Origin of the sequence: Pantoea sp. 18059 (genome assembly GCF_902706165.1) — a bacterium.
Taxonomy (GTDB): domain Bacteria; phylum Pseudomonadota; class Gammaproteobacteria; order Enterobacterales; family Enterobacteriaceae; genus Pantoea; species Pantoea agglomerans.
Genome location: NZ_CACSJS010000009.1, coordinates 77,068 through 96,127, shown reverse-complemented (window position 1 = coordinate 96,127; position 19,060 = coordinate 77,068). Strand labels below are relative to the sequence as shown.

General features: G+C 45.5%; 18 protein-coding genes and 1 pseudogene. 6 read left to right on the top strand and 13 right to left on the bottom strand.

Going from position 1 to position 19,060, the window contains the following annotated elements; genetic code table 11:
- Positions 1-24 precede the first annotated feature (24 nt).
- The 9 genes and pseudogenes from GVJ63_RS19845 to GVJ63_RS19810 all read right to left on the bottom strand — a co-directional run bounded on the left by GVJ63_RS19845 (position 25) and on the right by GVJ63_RS19810 (position 7,761).
- Positions 25-1,347, bottom strand: coding sequence for a TolC family outer membrane protein (locus GVJ63_RS19845; RefSeq protein ID WP_159227271.1), 1,323 nt, complete (start codon positions 1,345-1,347; stop codon positions 25-27).
- Positions 1,348-1,381: 34 nt separating this feature from the next.
- Positions 1,382-2,044, bottom strand: coding sequence for a response regulator transcription factor (locus GVJ63_RS19840; protein WP_010256781.1), 663 nt, complete (start codon positions 2,042-2,044; stop codon positions 1,382-1,384).
- Between the two features lie 59 nt (positions 2,045-2,103).
- Complete coding sequence (locus GVJ63_RS19835; protein WP_062759546.1) at positions 2,104-3,159, bottom strand: fimbrial protein; 1,056 nt, start codon at positions 3,157-3,159, stop codon at positions 2,104-2,106.
- 12 nt (positions 3,160-3,171) lie between these two features.
- Positions 3,172-3,453, bottom strand: coding sequence for a FimD/PapC C-terminal domain-containing protein (locus tag GVJ63_RS22415; protein WP_235038368.1), 282 nt, complete (start codon positions 3,451-3,453; stop codon positions 3,172-3,174).
- A 123-nt stretch (positions 3,454-3,576) separates the two neighbouring features.
- A pseudogene (locus tag GVJ63_RS19830) lies at positions 3,577-5,750 on the bottom strand (fimbria/pilus outer membrane usher protein); the annotation flags it as partial.
- A 37-nt stretch (positions 5,751-5,787) separates the two neighbouring features.
- On the bottom strand, positions 5,788-6,525 hold the full coding sequence (locus GVJ63_RS19825) for a molecular chaperone (RefSeq protein WP_033759838.1): 738 nt from the start codon (positions 6,523-6,525) through the stop codon (positions 5,788-5,790).
- 62 nt (positions 6,526-6,587) lie between these two features.
- On the bottom strand, positions 6,588-7,118 hold the full coding sequence (locus GVJ63_RS19820) for a fimbrial protein (protein WP_010256772.1): 531 nt from the start codon (positions 7,116-7,118) through the stop codon (positions 6,588-6,590).
- A gap of 94 nt (positions 7,119-7,212) precedes the next feature.
- Positions 7,213-7,434: a hypothetical protein gene (locus GVJ63_RS19815; RefSeq protein ID WP_010256766.1), complete on the bottom strand. Its 222-nt coding sequence runs from the start codon at positions 7,432-7,434 to the stop codon at positions 7,213-7,215.
- Positions 7,435-7,443: 9 nt separating this feature from the next.
- Complete coding sequence (locus tag GVJ63_RS19810; RefSeq protein WP_010256762.1) at positions 7,444-7,761, bottom strand: hypothetical protein; 318 nt, start codon at positions 7,759-7,761, stop codon at positions 7,444-7,446.
- A gap of 1,025 nt (positions 7,762-8,786) precedes the next feature.
- Between GVJ63_RS19810 and GVJ63_RS19805 the strand changes: the two genes are divergently transcribed.
- The 3 genes from GVJ63_RS19805 (at position 8,787) to GVJ63_RS19795 (ending at position 10,918) form a co-directional block, all read left to right on the top strand.
- Positions 8,787-9,377 carry a helix-turn-helix domain-containing protein gene (locus GVJ63_RS19805; protein WP_010256759.1) on the top strand — a complete coding sequence of 197 codons (591 nt, stop codon included), beginning with the start codon at positions 8,787-8,789 and terminating at the stop codon, positions 9,375-9,377.
- Positions 9,378-9,422: 45 nt separating this feature from the next.
- Positions 9,423-10,058 carry a LuxR family transcriptional regulator gene (locus GVJ63_RS19800; RefSeq protein ID WP_159227270.1) on the top strand — a complete coding sequence of 212 codons (636 nt, stop codon included), beginning with the start codon at positions 9,423-9,425 and terminating at the stop codon, positions 10,056-10,058.
- 140 nt (positions 10,059-10,198) lie between these two features.
- A complete protein-coding gene (locus GVJ63_RS19795; RefSeq protein WP_159227269.1) occupies positions 10,199-10,918 on the top strand; it encodes a hypothetical protein in 720 nt (239 codons plus the stop codon).
- A 582-nt stretch (positions 10,919-11,500) separates the two neighbouring features.
- Here the strand turns inward: GVJ63_RS19795 and GVJ63_RS22410 are convergent.
- Positions 11,501-11,638, bottom strand: coding sequence for a hypothetical protein (locus tag GVJ63_RS22410; protein WP_235038366.1), 138 nt, complete (start codon positions 11,636-11,638; stop codon positions 11,501-11,503).
- On the opposite strand from GVJ63_RS22410, the gene GVJ63_RS22585 reads away from it, so the two are divergent.
- Positions 11,573-12,679: an Ig-like domain-containing protein gene (locus GVJ63_RS22585; protein WP_370516271.1), complete on the top strand. Its 1,107-nt coding sequence runs from the start codon at positions 11,573-11,575 to the stop codon at positions 12,677-12,679. The two genes, GVJ63_RS22410 and GVJ63_RS22585, sit on opposite strands and share 66 nt — an antisense overlap.
- Positions 12,680-14,654: 1,975 nt before the next feature.
- Complete coding sequence (locus tag GVJ63_RS22580) at positions 14,655-14,891, top strand: DUF333 domain-containing protein (RefSeq protein WP_072008792.1); 237 nt, start codon at positions 14,655-14,657, stop codon at positions 14,889-14,891.
- A 537-nt stretch (positions 14,892-15,428) separates the two neighbouring features.
- Here GVJ63_RS22580 and GVJ63_RS22500 read toward each other — a convergent pair.
- The 3 genes from GVJ63_RS22500 to GVJ63_RS19765 all read right to left on the bottom strand — a co-directional run bounded on the left by GVJ63_RS22500 (position 15,429) and on the right by GVJ63_RS19765 (position 17,923).
- Positions 15,429-15,632, bottom strand: a complete 204-nt coding sequence (locus GVJ63_RS22500; RefSeq protein ID WP_010257166.1) for an Hha/YmoA family nucleoid-associated regulatory protein — start codon at positions 15,630-15,632, stop codon at positions 15,429-15,431.
- Positions 15,633-15,872: 240 nt separating this feature from the next.
- Entirely contained in the window at positions 15,873-16,310 is a 438-nt protein-coding gene (locus tag GVJ63_RS19770) for a PACE efflux transporter (protein WP_111534880.1), read from the bottom strand.
- A gap of 602 nt (positions 16,311-16,912) precedes the next feature.
- Entirely contained in the window at positions 16,913-17,923 is a 1,011-nt protein-coding gene (locus tag GVJ63_RS19765) for a LacI family DNA-binding transcriptional regulator (protein ID WP_159227296.1), read from the bottom strand.
- Positions 17,924-18,031: 108 nt separating this feature from the next.
- Here GVJ63_RS19765 and GVJ63_RS19760 point away from each other — a divergent pair, with 108 nt between their 5' ends.
- Entirely contained in the window at positions 18,032-19,045 is a 1,014-nt protein-coding gene (locus GVJ63_RS19760; RefSeq protein WP_200843129.1) for a Gfo/Idh/MocA family oxidoreductase, read from the top strand.
- Positions 19,046-19,060 lie beyond the last annotated feature (15 nt).

The window sequence follows — 19,060 nt, the reverse complement described above, 5'->3', positions numbered from 1 at the left end:
TATATAATCCTCATGAGTAAGGGATTAACGGCACTGAAAAAAATTCAGCATGTCGATTGATAGTGATCCGGTACTTTGTGCCAGATTAATGAGGGCGTTCAGGTAATTGAAGCGAGCTTCAGCCTGATCTTTAAGCGCACTAAAATATTTTTGCTGGGCATCAAGCTCATCATTTACCGTACGGAAACCCATTTCCCGGCCATATTGAACAGACACCACTTTTTCGCGTGAAGACTCGACGGCATTTTTCTGCGCGTTGATTAACGCTTTTCCATTCGTAAGACTAAGCCATGCTGAACGTGTATCTGTAGCCGCTTTGCGTTGTGCTTCCATGGTGGAATATTTCGCTGCCTGACGGCGATAGGCTGCTTCATAAGATTGTGAAATCTGGCTGCCACCCGCGAATAATGGAATAGAAACGTTAACGCCATACTGCAGATTATTACTTTTAGATTTAGTGCCAAAAATAGCATCATAAAGTAAATTATCGTCGTTATCGTTACGGCTCCAGTTTTTGCCATATCTGGCGTAAAGTGACACGACAGGCATATGTGCGCCATCTGCAGCCAATACATCAGCATCGGCCTGATCATTCTGAAACAGGGCAATTTTGATTTCAGTGTTACGTTGCTGGCTGGCATTAATCGCATCAGTTAAAGAAGCGTAGGGCGAAGCGTTAAGGCACTGAAAGTTTACCGGCTCGACAGTGTCCGGGCTGACACCCGATAAGCGACGAAATGCTTCTCCAGCCAGCAATAACTGACTACTCGCCTCTATTTCTTTGGCCTGAGCAAGAGCGTAATTGGCCTTAGCTTCATCCAGCTCTGTACGAGTGTTTTGTCCATTCAGAATACCGGCCTGCAGTTTTTGCTGCTGTTGTTTGAAGTTGTGACTGGCAGCTTTCGCAGCCTGTAAAACTTCCTGCTGATAGAGCACCGAAAAGTAGGCATTACTGATCGCATTTAATAACTTTTCTTCAGCTTTTTTTGACTGGGCTTCAGCGGTATTGGCAATAGCAACGCCTTTACGCCAGCCAGCATATTTACTCATATCAAACAGGGGTTGTCTGACACTGAGATCGTAACTGTGATTTGTTACACCACTTTGATATTTTTTATCCGGCTGTTCCTGACGATCCCAGTTTCCTTCGAGCGTCAATGTGGGCAACATTCCGGCCATACCCTGCCAGTATTTTTGCTGATCGGCTTCACTGGTCATCTGGCTGGATTGCAATGCAGAGTCATAGGTTAATGCGGCTCGGGCAGCCTGCTGTAAGCTGGTCGCATAAGATCCAAATGGCACGCAGGACAGTACAATAAATGCAATTTTAAAATTATAAAATTTCATGATGCTCGCTGTTTCTTAAAAATTAAGCCCGAAATTAAATGAGTTGCTGGGCAAAGACATATTTAATCAAATCGGTATTAGACTGCAGCTGAAGTTTACGCATGGCGTTATATTTCTGCGTTGCAACCGTACTGATACTACGTTTACGTGCTTTAGCTATCTCCATTAAACTGTACCCGATAGCAAAAAGTCTGATTACTTCAACTTCTGCGGGTGATAAAAGAGTCTGTGCGGGCTCCTCTGAAGCAGAATGCGCCAGATCTTTCATCTTTTCTGAATAAAATATTTCAGAATTCGATGAGCAAACCCAGTGCAAAGCTTCTACCAGATCCCGTATATCATCACGTTTGCTCACTATTGCATTTACCGGAATTTGCAATATTCTTTTCAAAATGGCCGGGCTATTCTGTGCCGTAAAGATAATGATTTTAAGGTTAGCATTATGGTTGTAAATTTCTTCTAGCTTTCTAACGCCGTTCAAATCATTACGTTCAAAGTTAAAGCAAAAATCAGTAATTAATATATCAGGAGGATCGCTATTCAGTTTTACAAAAAGGTTTTCTGCTTCTACCGGGTATGCTGCAATGTCCAGGTTGTGAAATCCGGTTGAGAGTATTTTTTGTATTGAATAAAAAATAAAAGGACTCTCATCAGAGACACCAACTTTAAACCTCCTTCCTTTTAATGGCCTATCCACTGATAAAATCCTTTCTCAGTTTATAAAGTCTGGTAAAGGGCTCCGAAGAGCCCATATGGTTACTGATAACTAATGGTATAGGTAGCAACTGCGTTAGCACTACCAGGGGTTATTGTGGCAGCAGTCTGGTAATAACGTGCATATAAGGGCACTGTTATCAATGCTGACGACAGTGGATAAGCTGCAACTCTGTATGGTGCTGCCAGTGCAACAGGTTGCTGACTTTCATTCAGAATCTGAACACCCACTCCGCTGGCAGTTGAGGTCGAGTTCAGAGAAACTACGCCGACATCCGATAGCCCATCAGCCGCATCCCCATCCAACTGCATCATAACGTCAAAGGTACCTGAAAGAAGTGCCTCACAGTTAAGCTGAAGATTAAAAGCGGTAGATGGGCTGGTTTGTCCAATACCGGAACCCAAACCACTGCTGGTATTCGCTGTGTAACTCCCTAATGACACCTTCGGGTTAACATCGCCTGCTGCTGAGCAGGTTTGATCCCTCACAGTGATGCCGCTTTTAATATATCTGACATAAAGTTTCAGGTCATTTCCTGGTACCAATGAGCCTACATCAAATACGTTGACATAGTCCGGAAGCAAATTGGGGCCAGCCATCGAGTTTGACGTCCGCACAATCTGAAAAGGCACATTCAATGTGACATCAGTATAAGCACCGACTGTACCGCCACTGGTTAACGCGTAAGTAGCGATCTTGTTGCCGGTAGGAATATTGGCAGCGTCGGTGGACATTTCACCACCGTAACCGGTATAAATGGTTAAGCCATAACCGAGTGCATCTTCAGCAATTGTTTTACGCTTTAAGTACACTTCTCCCGTTAAACCATCAAAAAACTGTTGCAGATTATCCAGGGCACATTTGAACGTGACTGTTAAATTGCCACTATAAACGACCGTGCCCACCGGAACAGCTGCCGAAATATTTATCCCCAGTGAGCGGAAATCTAATACCGCATCAGAAAGAGATTTTTTGCACGTCAGTGTGACATCATCTGCCGCGTTCGCATTAATTGGTGCTAGCATGACGAAACCAGATACCATAATCATGATGCTGACTATTCTGGTCAGTGTCCTTCTAAAGTTAATAAACATCATAATGTCACCCGATTAACCCTGATTATCTTTGTTCATTTCGCCGTTAGACACGTAGCGAACAGGTTTTGATTGATCGCTGCTGCATGTTGTTGTGAGCCTTGCAAGGGTGTTGTTTTCACTGGAATTAACAATACCGGACTCCAGGTTAACCAGACACTTATCACTGGCTGCTTTACCCCAGGAAATATGCAGGCGGCTGACATCTTTATTTAACCTCACATAAATCTGACCACCCTGTGAAACAGTGGTGATAAGGTTACCGTCTTCATCATTAACCGTTGCACCAAATGGCAAGGCATTTCCGTTCGGCTGATTAGCCCGAATTAACAGTGGCTTTCCTTTGCTGGTTTTATAATCAAGTCTGACAACTGCACCCTCAACAGGAATAACGCGCTGCTGAGTTGATTCAAGCTCAACATCCAGTGGAATTCCTTTTGGGTCGATGGCCAGTTCGTTTATCCGGTACGGGTTAAGGTTTGGCACAATAGCTTTGCCGCTGCCGTTTAACACAATATTGGGATAGCCGAGTACACGCGCGCCCTCTGCATCTTCTGCGGTAACAACAGCATAAGTCGTAGACTGATAAGCGCTGAAATTAATGCTATCAGGTAAAGCGACTACCGCACCGCTGATACCACCCGAGGCAGAATAATAGTTTTCCCCTTTAGTATAAGACGCCGTCAGCATACTGTAGGGCGAACGGTACTGCCCACTAACTGAACCGGACTTCTCATTATCAGTATCGCGCGCTATTCCAACGTTATAGTTATATTGGTCATGTTCACCCAGAACACCATTAACTGCTGTTTGTGCATTCACACCTTGTTTATTATGTGTCGCACTTCCGGTTACATAACTTTGACTATCGCTGCCAATTGGCACCGAGAAGTCGAGTGACAGTTGAGTGTCATGCCCGCCGGTTGAATATAATAATCGGTTTGCTGATAAAGTATAGGAGACCCGACCAATTGTATTATTGTAACCCAGCTGAAATTGCGTATTTGTTCCGGCAGAATCCCAGTAATTCTGAACAAACCAGTAAGATAGATATTCCCATATGACTCCCCAAAATTTTGGCTTGCCGTCATAGAAAAACGTTGTTTGGGGCGCGAAAGATAATTTGACGAACTGTTTTTATGATTTTTTTTATAATAGTTATTGATTTGTAATGCATTATCAAAGCTGTAATAACCGGATGATGAGAAGCGGTAAGCCGCCAGAGTAAAATTCGTGTTAGTCTGAGAAACCTTCTTACTATAAGTTGCCCGATAACTTACACCTTGCTTTTTCTCATCACCATATTTTGTCTGAGCCCCAGTAATATCCAGTGAGATCGCACCAACAGGTAAACCAAATGCACCTCCCAACAGCACAGAGGTGTAGTTATCTGATCCCAGAATACCTGAGTAACCGGTCAGACTATTGCTAAAACCATGCTGAATAGTGCCCTGATAGACCGAAGGTGTATAAACCATATTGTCTTTTCGGGATACACCACCGGTCAGACTATAAAAAGTCATGCCCGGACGTTTCAGACGCGTCATCGCTGCGTAAGGAACTGAGAAACGGGTCTCACCGCCGTCAGCTTCTTTCACGGTCACGTCTAAATCACCACCGTAGCCTGTAGGATAAAGATCGGTGATATTAAAAGGGCCTGGTGAAACCGTCGTTTCATAAATTTTGTTGCCATTTTGCGATACAGTTACCTGAGCGTTGGTTCGGGCTACGCCGCGGATTTCTGGTGCATAGCCTCGCTGAGAGTCTGGCCACATCTGGTCAACTGTAGATATTTGCGCACCACGAAAAGAAAGCGTATCGAAAATTTCGCCACTGGTATTGCCTTCACCTAATAACAGCCGTGATTTTATTTGCGGAATATCACGCTGGACATAGGTATTAATTGCATCGTAATGATGATACTCGTTGTTTTTTTGACGTTGCCAGCTGAGAGAACCATCGTGACGGAACATCCATCCGCCAAGGTTAAAACCCGCCAGTGCACGGCCATAAAATGAGTCATATGGCTGACCGTGATTTACAGAGCGATAATAGTTGGTGTTATAGGTTAGCGTGAGTGCTGTTTCACCCTTATCCCAGAATTCTGGCGCAACGTAGCCGCGCGCAGATCGCAACAGATAAATTTGCGGAATTGAGATATCCATCTGCATATCGGCAGAATTGATAGCGGCATGACTCTCTTTAACCACCTCCTCCAGCGCCATACACTGTTTACCAGAGCGCAAATCTTCAGCTTGTCCCGGGCTAAAAATTGTGTCCTTAAGGGACAAGCTTTTGACCAGATCATAGGAAAGGCACGCTTTGGTTCCCGCCCCTTCACGAATGACCTGAACATTTTCCCGACCAATCTGACGACCATTCAGGAAAATATCCAGCGTATAAGTACCAGGATCAATAGGGTTACCGGTTGCATAGCGGGCCACATCAACTTTAACGCCCGGTAGATTCTTCACAAATGATTCGTCAAAATCATACGAATTTTCTGCAAATGCGGCGCCTGTTGATGCAGTTAAAAAAAGCGCCAGAAAAGATCGGTAAAATATTTTGCCCGTTTGTTTATTATTTTTAATCATCCTTGCCATCATTATTACCCCTGATGAGTTACCAAAGTTACTGACTAATTTTGGCGTCTACATTGCGTGCAGCGCCATAATCATCCAGATATTGATAATGAAAGTTTGTTTTGATTTGATTTGCGTTCAATCCTTTTAGGGAGAAGCTTTTTGTTTCGCCTGGTGCAAGCATATCTCCCTTTTCACTGACTACTTTTCGCCCCGCGTTATCCTCGGCATTGATCTGTGAAACGTTGACGTAAAACGAAGAGTTATTTGTTGCTGTCAGCTGATTCGCTTTCTCCCCTTGATGCCAGATAAGACCCGACGCTGCTTCTGTGGCTTGCATCGCATCGAACCGGGCTGGGCGAAAGAAAATTTTGATGCGACTACGAATAGCCATTTGCAACTGATTTTGATTCGCAAGGCTTTTATCGCGAGGAGGGATGTCGAGTACGTTAAGCCAGAATACCGACTCTTTATCTTTGGGCAGGTTTGAACCGGTATAAACGATACGTAATGTCTGTCCTTTGTTAGCCTCCATACGGAAAACAGGCGGTAGCAAGACAAACGGTACGTTTATTTTATCCAGTGCTTCATCAGGATTTCCATTGTCAATCCAGGCCTGTACCAGCGCAGGTTGATTGCCATGGTTATCTAAGCGGACTGTGACTTCTTTTTCTGTTGCGGGGTAGATTACCCGGGTGCCGATAATCGTCACGCTGGCAAAAGCCGATGAGGTCACCGTAAAAGCCAGCAGACAGGAGATCAAAAATTTAAAACTTTTTTTTTTCATGATTTTGACAGAAATGATGATAGAGGAAGAGAGGTGGGAACAGATGCTCCCACCATAATCAATTACAGGTAATTGATTGAATAGTTCACAGCTGATAAGACGGTACCAGCAGTAGCTGCACCAGTTGCATAGTACTGAGCAGAATAGGTCAGAGTACCTGCACCAGCAGTCAGAGCGACAGTTTTTGGAGAGGTGGTCTGCTCAGTGCTACCCGCGTTCAACACGCCATTTCCGCTATCCAGCAGCTGCAGGTCAACATTCGTTGCAGTACCAGTATTGGTCAAACGACCATCAGCATTGACGTTGGCACCTTGTTCAAAGTAAGCGTACACGTCACCAGTCGTAGCTGAGCAATTGCTCAGCGCCATAGTGAAGCGAGTGTTACCTGCAGTCTGACCAGATGTGCTTAAAATACTACTTGCTACTTTAGGCAGTGTAACGGTTGCAGTGCTGCCGCCGCCGTTTACGCTTACAGTACAAGTCTGAGACGCAATATTTCCTGTGAAGTTAATGGTGCCATCTGAAGCTTCAGCAGCATTAACGTGAGCAGCAGCCAGCATCAGACCAAGAGCAACCATAGATAACTTTTTCATATACTTTCCTTTGTATAAAATAATTAATAACATCAATTAATGAACGATTTAAAAATCGTTCACTTCCCTGGAGGATTCATTCCTCACAAGAGAATTAGAAAATCAGCAATCCAAATACGACTGCTGCTGCGACACCAACAATACCCATGCCAAAGGCAGACCCACTAACCGGGTTCGCTGCTGGAATTGAGTCTGGGCGCGTCCATTCAGTTTTCTCTTCTGAGCTTGCGCCTAGCTGCTTAAAGAAATCCAGGATCACCGAAGTTAATGAACCACCGCTAACGCCTTCGATTTCTTTATTGTTCAATTCACGCATGTTGTTTCCTTAAGCTGTAATTACAGATGCATTAGGATCAAACTGGTTTTCAACGACCGCGTTAAACCAGCCTGCCGTGCTATCCCAGCCATTCATAGCACCATATAAAGCACCATCAACAAGACCAAGGACTGCGCCGACAATCAGACCTACACCGGCAGAGACAATACCAACGCCTAACACGCCACCGGTGCTTCCGCCACTCATTCCCCATTTAAGACCAAAAGAACTAATACCTGTAACGGCACCGACAACTACAGCACCAATAAAGTCAAAAAAACCTGCTCCTGAAACGTTTTGCATTTCAAAAGATGTTAACTCTCTCATCGATATCTCCATGTATCATTTTTTCAATATTATTATTTATGCCGCTTCTAGCGAACGGCGCTATTAGAATGGGTGGTCATAAAAAATGAAATAGTAAAACATCCATAATTCTTCTTTTGTTATCGCAAGCAAGGATATGGCTATTATATTTTTACATAATATTAACTGCTGTTGGTATTCTGGAGTTTTTTGAGCGTACATTATTCTTATGCGTGATTTAACCATTAACAGCACTGCTTATGCCTGATGCTTAAAATTATCTGGCATCAGGGAAGCGCATGCCATGAACGCGGTTCAGTGAAACTGATTCATCTATGAATAAGCTTGTGCATAAAGCTATGAGTTAATGATTTCACTTGCCTGAATGTGAAGTCATTTGAGAAGTGGAATTAAAAAGGGAAAAATCCCATTTGCCAGTTTCTGGTGATTTAAGCTAAGTAAATTATATTTATCAGGATAAAAAACTAAATATTTAAAGATAATCAATTTAAGTATCTGTTTGATGGGTGCTGTGGTTTAATTCCTTCCATGCAATGCTGCCTGACAGCGTAACTTTAGTAAGGAGCATTAACATTGATGCCAATTTGATTTGTTTCTTTTCAGCCATGCTGGAAAATTGAGAGAGGTGTTTAAATACGTGATTTTAAAATAGCATGCTCATAACATCATCTTTCAAATGGTAATGGGAAATTCTTTTTTTAGGAAAAAAGTTATAACACTGCCCGTAAGGTGCTACAAAGTAGATTTATGTGCTAACTAAACAGCATTTGAATGGTGTAAGATCTGGTTATTGTTTCTTTTATTAGCCTGAATGTCTTTATTTATTTGTATTTGCGGTTTTGAATTTTGTTGGGTCGGTTTTATTATAGTGGAACCGATAAAGACTATTTTTAACTGCCCGAGTTATGGAGGCGAGCTCAGGTAAGCGAGTACACCAGGCGAAAGAAAAAGAGACTATAAAAAACTGATTTTACGAATTGTTGCTAATCACTGACCAATGCGTCAGTTAGATTGAGTTAATTAATATGTATAGAGTGACTGAAAATCATGAACGGATCATCGATGCATTAGCAGGATTTACGCAGATTGCTAATCCAGATGAAATTTCAAGAGGCAAGCGCCGTTATCATTTGACTAAAGATAATGTACGTCGCGTTATGTTCATTCTTGACGGCGATTTTTTACTTAAACTTAAAGGCGAGAATAAGGTTTTGAATATCTTATCCGCTCCGTTTGTTGTCGGCGTCACTCCAGCTTTAGATGAGCCGCCAGTCTATCTGGAACGAGTCGATTATGGAAAAGTCAGTTTCATTGACTATGACGTGTTCTGGCGATTAGTTTTTGAGAAAGATCTTTTTAATGACGCAATGTCTATTTTATCAGGACAGTATTCTGATCTGATGAATTACATTCAGTTACCAAAAAGTAACTCATATGATGAAGTTCTTTCTTTGATTGAAAGATGGAAAAAACTGCCGACTCATTTAAAGAAACGATTTTCAGCACTATACCTTATTGAAAATAGTTCTCATTTATCAAAAAGTTCCATTTGCAGAGTGCTCAAGGAACTAAAAGAGAAAGGCGAATTGGTACTGATTAACGGTAAGTTCACCTGAATATAATATTTGTCATCGTGAATTTTGTGATGCTGAAGGGAAAAAATGGATGTTAATGTGGTTTGTACGGATGACAATTACTTCTTCAGACTGGGCATATCAAAGGTAATTGAGGAGGCACTGCTATCTGATGCAGAAGTAAAATTTTTATCAGGTTTTGATAGTCATAACCTGCGGCAGGCTGACTTCATCCTGATCAATGTTTCGCAATGGCGTCTTTATATGTGTCAACCCGCTTATCGCGAGCGAAAGCCTGGCAGTATCATATTGGTATTTACCGATGCTTTCGGAGAGAAAATTAAAAACCCGTTACCATTTTGTTATCAATCTTTGCTTGAAGTGTCAAAAAGGGATTCGGTACGTTCAATAACTGAGAAAATAACAAAAGCCTGGTTAAACACTCAGGGAAGAGTTATGGGATATCTGCCTTCAGACTGTTTACGGTGCGAATTTGCACGTATCACCGTGGTGCAACTTCAGGTGCTTAGTTTTTTGAAGAAAGGATACAGTGTAATCCAGACAGCAAAAAGGTTAGATTTGTCAGTTAAAACAATCTATGCACATAAATATAATGTGATGAGAAAGTTCGCTCTGAAAGGAGATAAAGAATTTAATGCATTTATCAATGATGTCTCGTTGCTTGAACTTTACAAAGGAGTTATCAATGTAAATGAGATTTAACGTTATCCAGAGGCGTAGGCTCACCCTTCTGCGCTGTTTAAATTTCCCATTTTTTATTTTTTAAGGAGTTGTCAGTTCCTGTTCAACATCGGATATAAGGTGTTTTAAATATAAAGGTTAAGCACCTTAAGGAGAGTTATATGGAAAATAATTCACGTTTAACATGCAAAGCATCGAATAATCCCTTTAAATTTATGCAGGGAGCAATGCTGAGTATGGTTTTATTACTTACAGGCTACCTGTACTGCAATTATGTTGAGGCGGCGCCATCGCAGAACGTTCCTGCGCCATCGTTGTTTAAAGAGGTCAACAATGACAAGGCGCCGGAGCAGATACGCGACCCGCGTGCGCACTTTATTGTCTACCGTATTGATGAAAAAAATCCTGCCGCATCAAAACGCGTCGTTAACGTATTTGTTAATAATCAATACTATACGAGCGTAATGTCAGGTGATAGAGGGACTGAAATTAGTGTGTGTCCTGGCCAGAAAAAACTGGACGTTATGTTCAGCCAGCATGATTTTGTCCAGCCAGCAAAAATTGAAGTATCCACACCAGCGCTGAAATCAGGTGAGCGCTATTACTATCAGTTAGCGGTAAATGATCAGCAGAAAATCACGGCGCGTCTGGTGCCTGCAAAGGAAGCTGAATCTGTTTTAACCAGTCTCAAAGCACAATCACGTACGTTATCGCGTGTAGTAAATGAACGTTCTTGTTCTGAAGCGGGCGAGTCAAAACTATTGAATCACCCGGTGGCTTCTTCACTATTAAATTCTGACAGTAGTCATGCTCAGAGCAATGCTATGAAGATAGCTGATAAAAGCAGTAAAGCTCAGGGCGCTGCATACTCACTGCATTGATGCAATCTGGCACCATATTTTTTATTAATCAGTTCTGATAATGCCGTTCACTGACTCCAGAATCAAGAGTTGTGCTGGAAGCAATGTCAGGATTGCAGATTATCTCGTCATAAAATCACGGTTATTCGAAGTATATGAATATAGAGATTAAGGGTTTGTGAAAGCCTTATTTCTATTGAATTTAATCAATCCTCGTTAATTAAGAAGGTTGTTATGTTGAAAGTGAACTTGCGTGGTGTGAAGGGTATTATCTCTTCATACACTGTTGATACAAAATCTGAAAATCCTACAACGATCAAAGTTCCGCATCAGGGTGCATTAAATATAGAACTGATCGATAGCGCTACAGGACATGCTCCGCAAATGGTTGTAACCAGGCGCGTTGGCAATAATCTGCAGCTTTTCTTTAGCCAGGATGATTCTCAGCATCCTGATATTGTGCTGGAAGATTATTATGATAATGAAAACGTTCATCTGATTGGGCTGGGCGAAAACGGTCAATTTTATGAATATGTGCCGACTTCCGGCGATGTGGCTGAATACCCGCCAGCTTTAACTGAAGGTCAGAGCGGTGAACAGGTATTAGGTGGTGAAGGATATGCCAGTGCCGATCCGCTGACTGCCAGTGACAACAATTTTGGTTGGTTGCCCTTTATGCTGCTGGGCGGCGCGGCAGGCGGCGTTGCTATTGGTGCGTCCGGGCGTGGTAGCAGTGGCCATGACTCTTCCGCTAAGAGTGTATCGGTGACACTTGATCCTGTTGCGGACAGTGATAATGATGGTCGTCCAGAGTTTTCCGGAACATCGAATAGCCCTGACTCACAGGTTGTCATTCAACTGCCTGATGGCACCCAGATCACGACCCAGACGGACAGTGAAGGTAACTGGTATGTGGAAGCACCGACTTCACAACCAAATGGCACCGTCACTGTTACGGTAACTGATAGTGCGGGCAATAGCGGTAGCCTGACTGAAGAGTTTACTGACACCTCTTCGCCAGAAGCGGCGGTTATAAATAGCAATGATGATGAACAAATCTCAGGTAAAGCAGAACCTGGTTCAACTGTGGTTATTTCCGATGGCAGTACCGGTGAAACCACCACAGTTGTAGTTGATGAAAATGGTGACTGGAGTATCCAGCCTAACCCTGTCAATGAAGGGGATACCGACGTAACTATCGTGGTCGTCGATCCTGCGGGTAATGTCTCTCCGCCGTCCAATGGTTCCCGACCGGACATAACTCCTCCAGATAACATCAACTCCGGCATTGTCAGTGACTCAGTCACCCTGACCGACGACGTCGGTGCGATTACCGGCGAAATTGCCAGCGGCTCGGTCACCGACGACGCGCGGCCGACTCTTTCCGGCGACGCAACCGCCGACATCGATCACGTCAATATCTATGACAACGGCGAGTTCGTCGGCAGCGCAGCGGTGGACGCGGACGGCAAGTGGAGCTGGACGCCGGAGCAGGATATGGCGGACGGCACCTCTCACGACCTGACGGTTGCGGCGGTGGACGCGGCGGGCAACGAAGGCCCGCAGGCAGACGGTGACTGGAGCTTTACCGTTGACACCAGCACGGCGGCTCCGGAAATCACGAACAACACCGAGGACGAGCTGGCCGGCAACCAGCGAGTTACTCAATGTCAGATTATCGACATTGGATGTTCGCGATACATTCCAGGTGCTGTCGGTCAGATTAACGTTCAGATGGCCATTATTGACGTTATCGCTGCTGGCGCTGCCAGACCAGAGTGAACCTGATGTCAGATTGAGGTCGATGAGTCCGGCCCGGGATAAAACGCTACCAACGATCTGCGCTTTTCCGTCGGTGGTGATGACACCTGCTGCATAACCATCATCATATTGCGTAGCCATGGCTATCCCATTCGGAGAGCCCATATCAATGGTCAGATCACCCGTAAGATTCGCTTTACCACCAGCCATGGCGTAGACACCTGTAGCATTCTCCGGGCCGGTAATGGTCACTGCATCACCGTTAACTGTGCCACCGCTTGTGGACCAAATACCCAGGGTCATGGTATCCACATTTTTCATCATAATATCGGTGTTCTGCAGATTAATGGTTGCGCCGGTTGACTGTGCGGATACGCCATAAAAACCTGCTGAATAGACCGTATTGCGTTCTTCTTCACTGCCAATGAAGTTAACGATGGCATTGTCGCCCATAGTCACAATGCCGCCAGTCTGATCAGAGGAGATCACGCTACCAGCACCAATGTTTGACAGGCTGTTGTCACGGCCTGACAGACCTGCAGAGGTCTCACCCGCAGTACTGATTGTCAGATGATCGGCCTTCAGCTCACCCCAGCTCCAGATGCCAGCAGAAAGATCCCCAGTGGTAATAATGGTCGAGTTGCTGCCCAGATCAACCGAACCATTATCCTGGATATTAATACCCTGCGAATTATTGCCAAGGGTGTTGATCGTCAATGCATTTGCTTTCAACGTGGCCACGCCATTAATCGACTCACCGGTCAGGTTATCAACCTGAACGGCATTACTGTTAAGACCATTCGTCTGTAAATTACTGTCGTCGCCCAGACTGGCGTGACTTCCGTAACCGCTGACGCGCAGAGCCGTTCCGCCAGTGCCCTGGGTGCTTATTTGCAGGTTGTTTGCCTGCAGCGAGGAACTATTGCTGACAACGACGCCCTCTGCGAAAGAATCACCTGATGCTACCGTGGTGACCGAGGAACCTGATCCTAAACTGGCGGTTACATTTTTTCCGCCGAACTCAATGCCGACCGCTGTTTTACCGGAAACGTTGAGGGTTAACTTATCTGCAGTAAATTCACTGTTTGCCGCTTCAATAAAAATCCCTTTTGCATAACGTTCAGCATCTGACACGCGAACTGTGCTGCCGCTGCCGATGGTAACCGTTGCGGCGGTAGCGCCATTAACCAGGATGCCATAATAACCGTCGCCAGATGACTGGTCGGCAATCAGCGTGGTGCCATCAGTTAAGATGATCTCATTGCCTGTCTGGCTTCCGATGACTGCAGCATAGCTAACCAGAGGCACAACCCCCATCCCACTTGCCAGCATTAATGCTTTTGCGATTTTATTTCGCGGGAATTTATTATTCATCTCAGTCACTCTTCCTTAAGATTTTATTGATAGTCTGATCGTTAAATGGCACCTGAATCGTGAGTTGTTATTCAGGTGTTAAGCAGCAGCGATATTTAAGCGATACCAATAAGTTGTAGGTTATATTGATCCCATTAATGGCAGTGCGCATACAAATGTTGCGGGATTATGCAGCGGGAAAAGGATTTATGTAAAGGCATCGCAAGTGTGCCTGTTTTAAGTAAACGTTAAAGGCGATGCCCTATTCGCGAGGAATTTCCATTAAAAATTAAGATAATGCATCGATTGTAATAATGGGGTTTTTGTTAATTATATTCACATGCATTCTAATTTTGGCTTTATTCATTTTTTAATCACTGCATTAAAGGTCTATCTGCTTATGTGTCGCGTGAGGTTGTTAAGCGCGGGTTTAGTGGCAGCACGCTATAATTATGCATCGCTACCCATAGTGGTGAGTGCAGAGTGGACGGCAGAATGGAAACATGATGATTGTCACCCCTGAGGTTAACATGTGGCAGGAGAAAGGAGGATTCCTGATAAAGTCGTTGTTGTGCTATCAGACTTAATCACACCACTGGAGGGTAAATGCTTAATTCACAAAAATAAGGTTAAGAGAGGTTTTATGACCGTCACAAACAGGTTAGCAGGAGTTTCACTGATGTTACTGGCTTCACTACTTATCGCCTGCACACCGAACAGCAAGGAACCGCAGCGTTTAACAATGCGTAATCCAGCCAGTGAATATTGCGTTAATCGCGGTGGTCAGCAGGTCCAGGAAAAATCTTCGGCATATTGCCTGCTACCCTCTGGAGAAAGGATTGAGCAGTGGGCTCTGTATCATCGTGACCATCTGAAATGAATTCCCGTTTTGTTCGCCTGCATGCTCCCTGTTCAGGCGAACAACATTTAAATTTAATGGTATTGCATCATCTGAATCTGCTTAATACACCCTTGCTTAACGACTGAGCAGCCTTTTTTATCACCCTGACACGATTTGCCGTTCCGTGATCGGTGCTGGTGGAGCATGAGCTAAATTGGCAGCATATCGCCTGAACAGATAATCATTATCGTAGTCGTGTGAGTCCGTAATGCATTATTTGTACGAGCTTTTCTGAATACAACAGATGAAGCCAGTTTTGGCGTCATATTTAAAACGGTTTACAGTGGTCTGGCAGGTTTGTCTTACTATTTCTTACAGCGCTTTATGTCGTGCGTTTGTTGAGAATGACAGAGCATCACAGCACTAAAGGTGATGCTCTGATTTATCTGTTCACCGATTCTGCCCGACGGAGATCAAAATGCATCGCGCCAGGATTATCAGGAATTGATGATCTGCAGGGTGATCAGCCCTCAGTAGATAATGGGTTATGAGTGATCCTGCCCTCCTTTTTTCGCCTCAGCACACCAGTCTCCATACTTCTGAAGGAACTTCACTGTAGGTTTCATTCATTATTAGTTCGGCTTTACGATGATCGTAAGCGCCTTCAAATGAAGAGAGGTCGTCACCAGGAAGTTTTTTCCGCATATAGCTTGTTACGATATCCAGAATATCGGTTGACGGGCAGTTCCTTAACTTATTCAGATAGTAGACTTTGTCCATAATATTCTTGCTGATTTAACCTGTGAAATGAGCTTATACGCAGTCTGAACTTAAGTTATGCAGACGCGCCGTTATATCAATGCTGCCAGGCGAGAGTAAGCGGCTCCTGACACCAGATATACTTGTTTCCTTACGCATCGGATACATTCGGGCGCGATCACTCGCACGCGAAGTTCCATTAGCCGGCTAAGCGAAAGGTTAATTTCTGAAAGTAAATTTTAATGGCATGATACATTAATTTTATATCTTCATTGATTTTGCTGATCTTCCCCAATCCCATAACAAATTGAACAGAAAAGCATAAGTCAGAAAAAATAGCACCAGTCCGGATTCAAGTCTCAACGCTGAGAATAGCGTAATATCCAGCCACCATGCTGCAAAGGGGATTAACACTAATAACAGACCCGCCTCAAACAGAACGGCATGGAGGCATCTCATTCGCAAGTTCTTTTTAAATCCTGTTCTTAGCTGAACACTGTCAAACATCAGGTTGAACAGGTAGTTCCATCCCATAGCCAGAGTCGATGAGACCAATGTAAGCAACAACGACTGCGATGGTGCTGCGGAGGTAAAAATAATCAGGATAAAGAAAACCAGCACATTAGCGACAACTTCGAATGCCACCGCGTGCAGCACTCTCTCAGTTCTGGTACGCACCGGATATAAACACTTTTCCAAATCAGACGCTCATTAATTAGTCAGGCACCGTGCTGGCGCAGGAAAAATTCAGGGTGGCCGTAATATCAGTGAAACGGTTCTTCATACTGCCCTGTTTTAAACCGACGAGAACTTAGCATCAACCTGGCAGAAAGTGAAACCCAATAGAAATATGACGATAAAAACCCATTAAGTTTTGATATTGATCAACTCTGCAAAGTACGCTTTTAATGGCTAACCGTTCAGGACTGCGAGTGTTATTCCTGCTCTGTTTCCGCACCTCTGTCGCACATTAATTCACCCGTTTCACTTCGCTGTTTGTTCAGTCGGATACGATATTAACGTCATTACTCTGCATCTGAATATTAAAACCATAAAAAATGCATATATAGATTTATATTTTAATATTTAGATAATAGTTAGATTTTTTATCTGACATAAAGGGGCGGTTTCAGCTTGTCACTGCGATCAGATTATCTGTGGCAGGCTGTTTTTTATGCACTTTTGAGCCAGTGAGCCACTTTCCCGGGCACTGTCTCGCGCGGGAAATAGTGCTGAATGCAATGATCGACGGCAGGTAAAGCATATTTCTTTACCGGTGGATATGACACAACGGGCAATCTTTACAGACAGTTTTCTGCCGTATAAATGATGAAATCCACTTTTCCGTTAATGTAGATATCGGGTCTCTCTCCCTGCTCCAGATAATTCAGCATCAGCTGCAGCGCGAGCTGGGCATGCTGCCCGGTGTTTTGATCCAGTGTCAGCGCAACGCTCTGCTGCGCCATCAGCGTGCGGGTGGTGGCGTAAAGCTCATGAGTGATCCAGATGCACTGATTCAGCCGACGATGTCGTGCCAGCGCCTGCCCGATCTCGGTATTCCCCAGCCCGGTGTTATAAATGCCCTGCAGATGACCGCTCTGAACCAGCTGCTTCTCCAGCAACTTACTGAGGGTGTCGCGATTTTCCTGGGCGGCCAGAACTTCACGTAACTGAAGATGGGGAAACCGACTGGTTATCAGGTCACGGAACCCTTCAATACGCTGACGATGTGCGCTGTAATCCTGGTGCCCACTGACCATCAACACCTCACCGGGTTGATGCAGCATTTTGCCCATCAGCTGAGCGGCTGTACGTCCGGCCTGCAACTGATTGATCCCCACATGACAGAGCCGGGCGGCACCGGGTAAATCGGTGACCAGCGAGATCACCGGTACGCCACGCGCCTGGCAATGGTCCAGCGCCTCATAGATCGCCGGATGTTCATGGGCAAAAACGATCAGACCATCCCGCGTTTCACCGCCCTGCCTGATAAGCTTTGCCAGTCGTTCTGGCTGAGCCTCGGGGACAAAAGTGCGGCGCAGCGTTAACCGGCGATAGCCCAGATGCGAGGCAACCTCAGTAAAATCCTGTGCCAGCTGCTTAAAGAAAAACGAATCGTTGCTGCTCAGCAGCAGTTCTATCTGCCAAGGATGACGATGCTCCTCCGGCAGGATCCGCTTCAGCCCGACTTCACGTGCTGCCTGCAGCACCCTGTGAACCGTCTCCGGCGCGACGCCGCCACGTTCATTGAGCACCCGATCCACGGTTGCCAGTCCCACACCTGCCCGTCGGGCGACCTCTTTCAGCGACATGCCGATCTCCTGTGAGGTAAACACCTCAAAACACCGTGCCGCCAGTGTAAAACGCAGCGTTATCCTGCAGATGCATCTTTCTGCCGGACTATGATGGAGTTCAAAAAAATGAATAAAAAGCAACGTGTTGCCCTGCTGGGGTGTGGCTTTATTGGTGAAGTTCATGCCGCGAATCTTCAGGCGCACCCCGGAGTTGAGTTGGTATGGGTCGCAGATGCAGAACCCACTCGCGCCGCTGCCTTTGCGATCCGCTTTGGTGCCCGGGCCGCGTCTGTCACTGAGGCGATAAATGATGAGCAGATTGATATGGTGCTGATCGCCAGCGCGACGCCGACACATGCTGACTTACTGGAAGCCGCAGCCCGCGCCGGTAAAGCCATCTACTGTGAAAAACCGGTCGATCTCTCTCTTGAGCGGGCCCGCTCTGCCGTGGCTAATGTTCTTCCTTACAACGTGCCGGTCACAGTAGGGTTTAATCGCCGTTTTGATGTCAGCCATCAGCAGCTGAAGCAACAACTCCGCCAGGGGCGGATCGGCCCGGCGGAACTGATTCAGATGGTCTGCCGCTCCTCAGCCATGCCGCCGCTGGCCTATCTTCAGGCGTCCGGAGGACAGATGCGCGATCAGGCTATCCACTTTTTTGACCTGTTGCGCTGGCTGACTGAAGAGGAGGTGACAGAGGTGGCTGCGATGGGTGCAGCGCTGGCTCTGCCCTCGATCAGGGAATTTGACGACGTGGACACCAGCACGCTGCTATTGCGGCTGCAGGGCGGGGCGCTGGCACAGCTCGATAATGTCCGCCGCACCGGCTATGGCTACGATGAACGCATCAGTGTGATGGGACCGCACGGGATGCTGGAATCAGCCTCTCAGCCACAGCGCGGCGTCAGCTGCTATCAGGGTGCGCAGATTCAGCAGCCAGGCTTATTGCCCGACTGGTTCAGCCGGGTGCAGCCAACTTATTATGCTCATCTGGATGCGTTTATCCGATCGCTGAACGGTGAGCAGGTTGACGATCTTCCTGGCCTTGAGGATGGACTGAAAGCCCAGGCGATTGCGGAAGCTGCGGTGATCTCCCTGGCGGAACGGCGTTTCTGTGCGGTGGAAAAACTGCTGTTTTGATTCAGCGTGGCACTC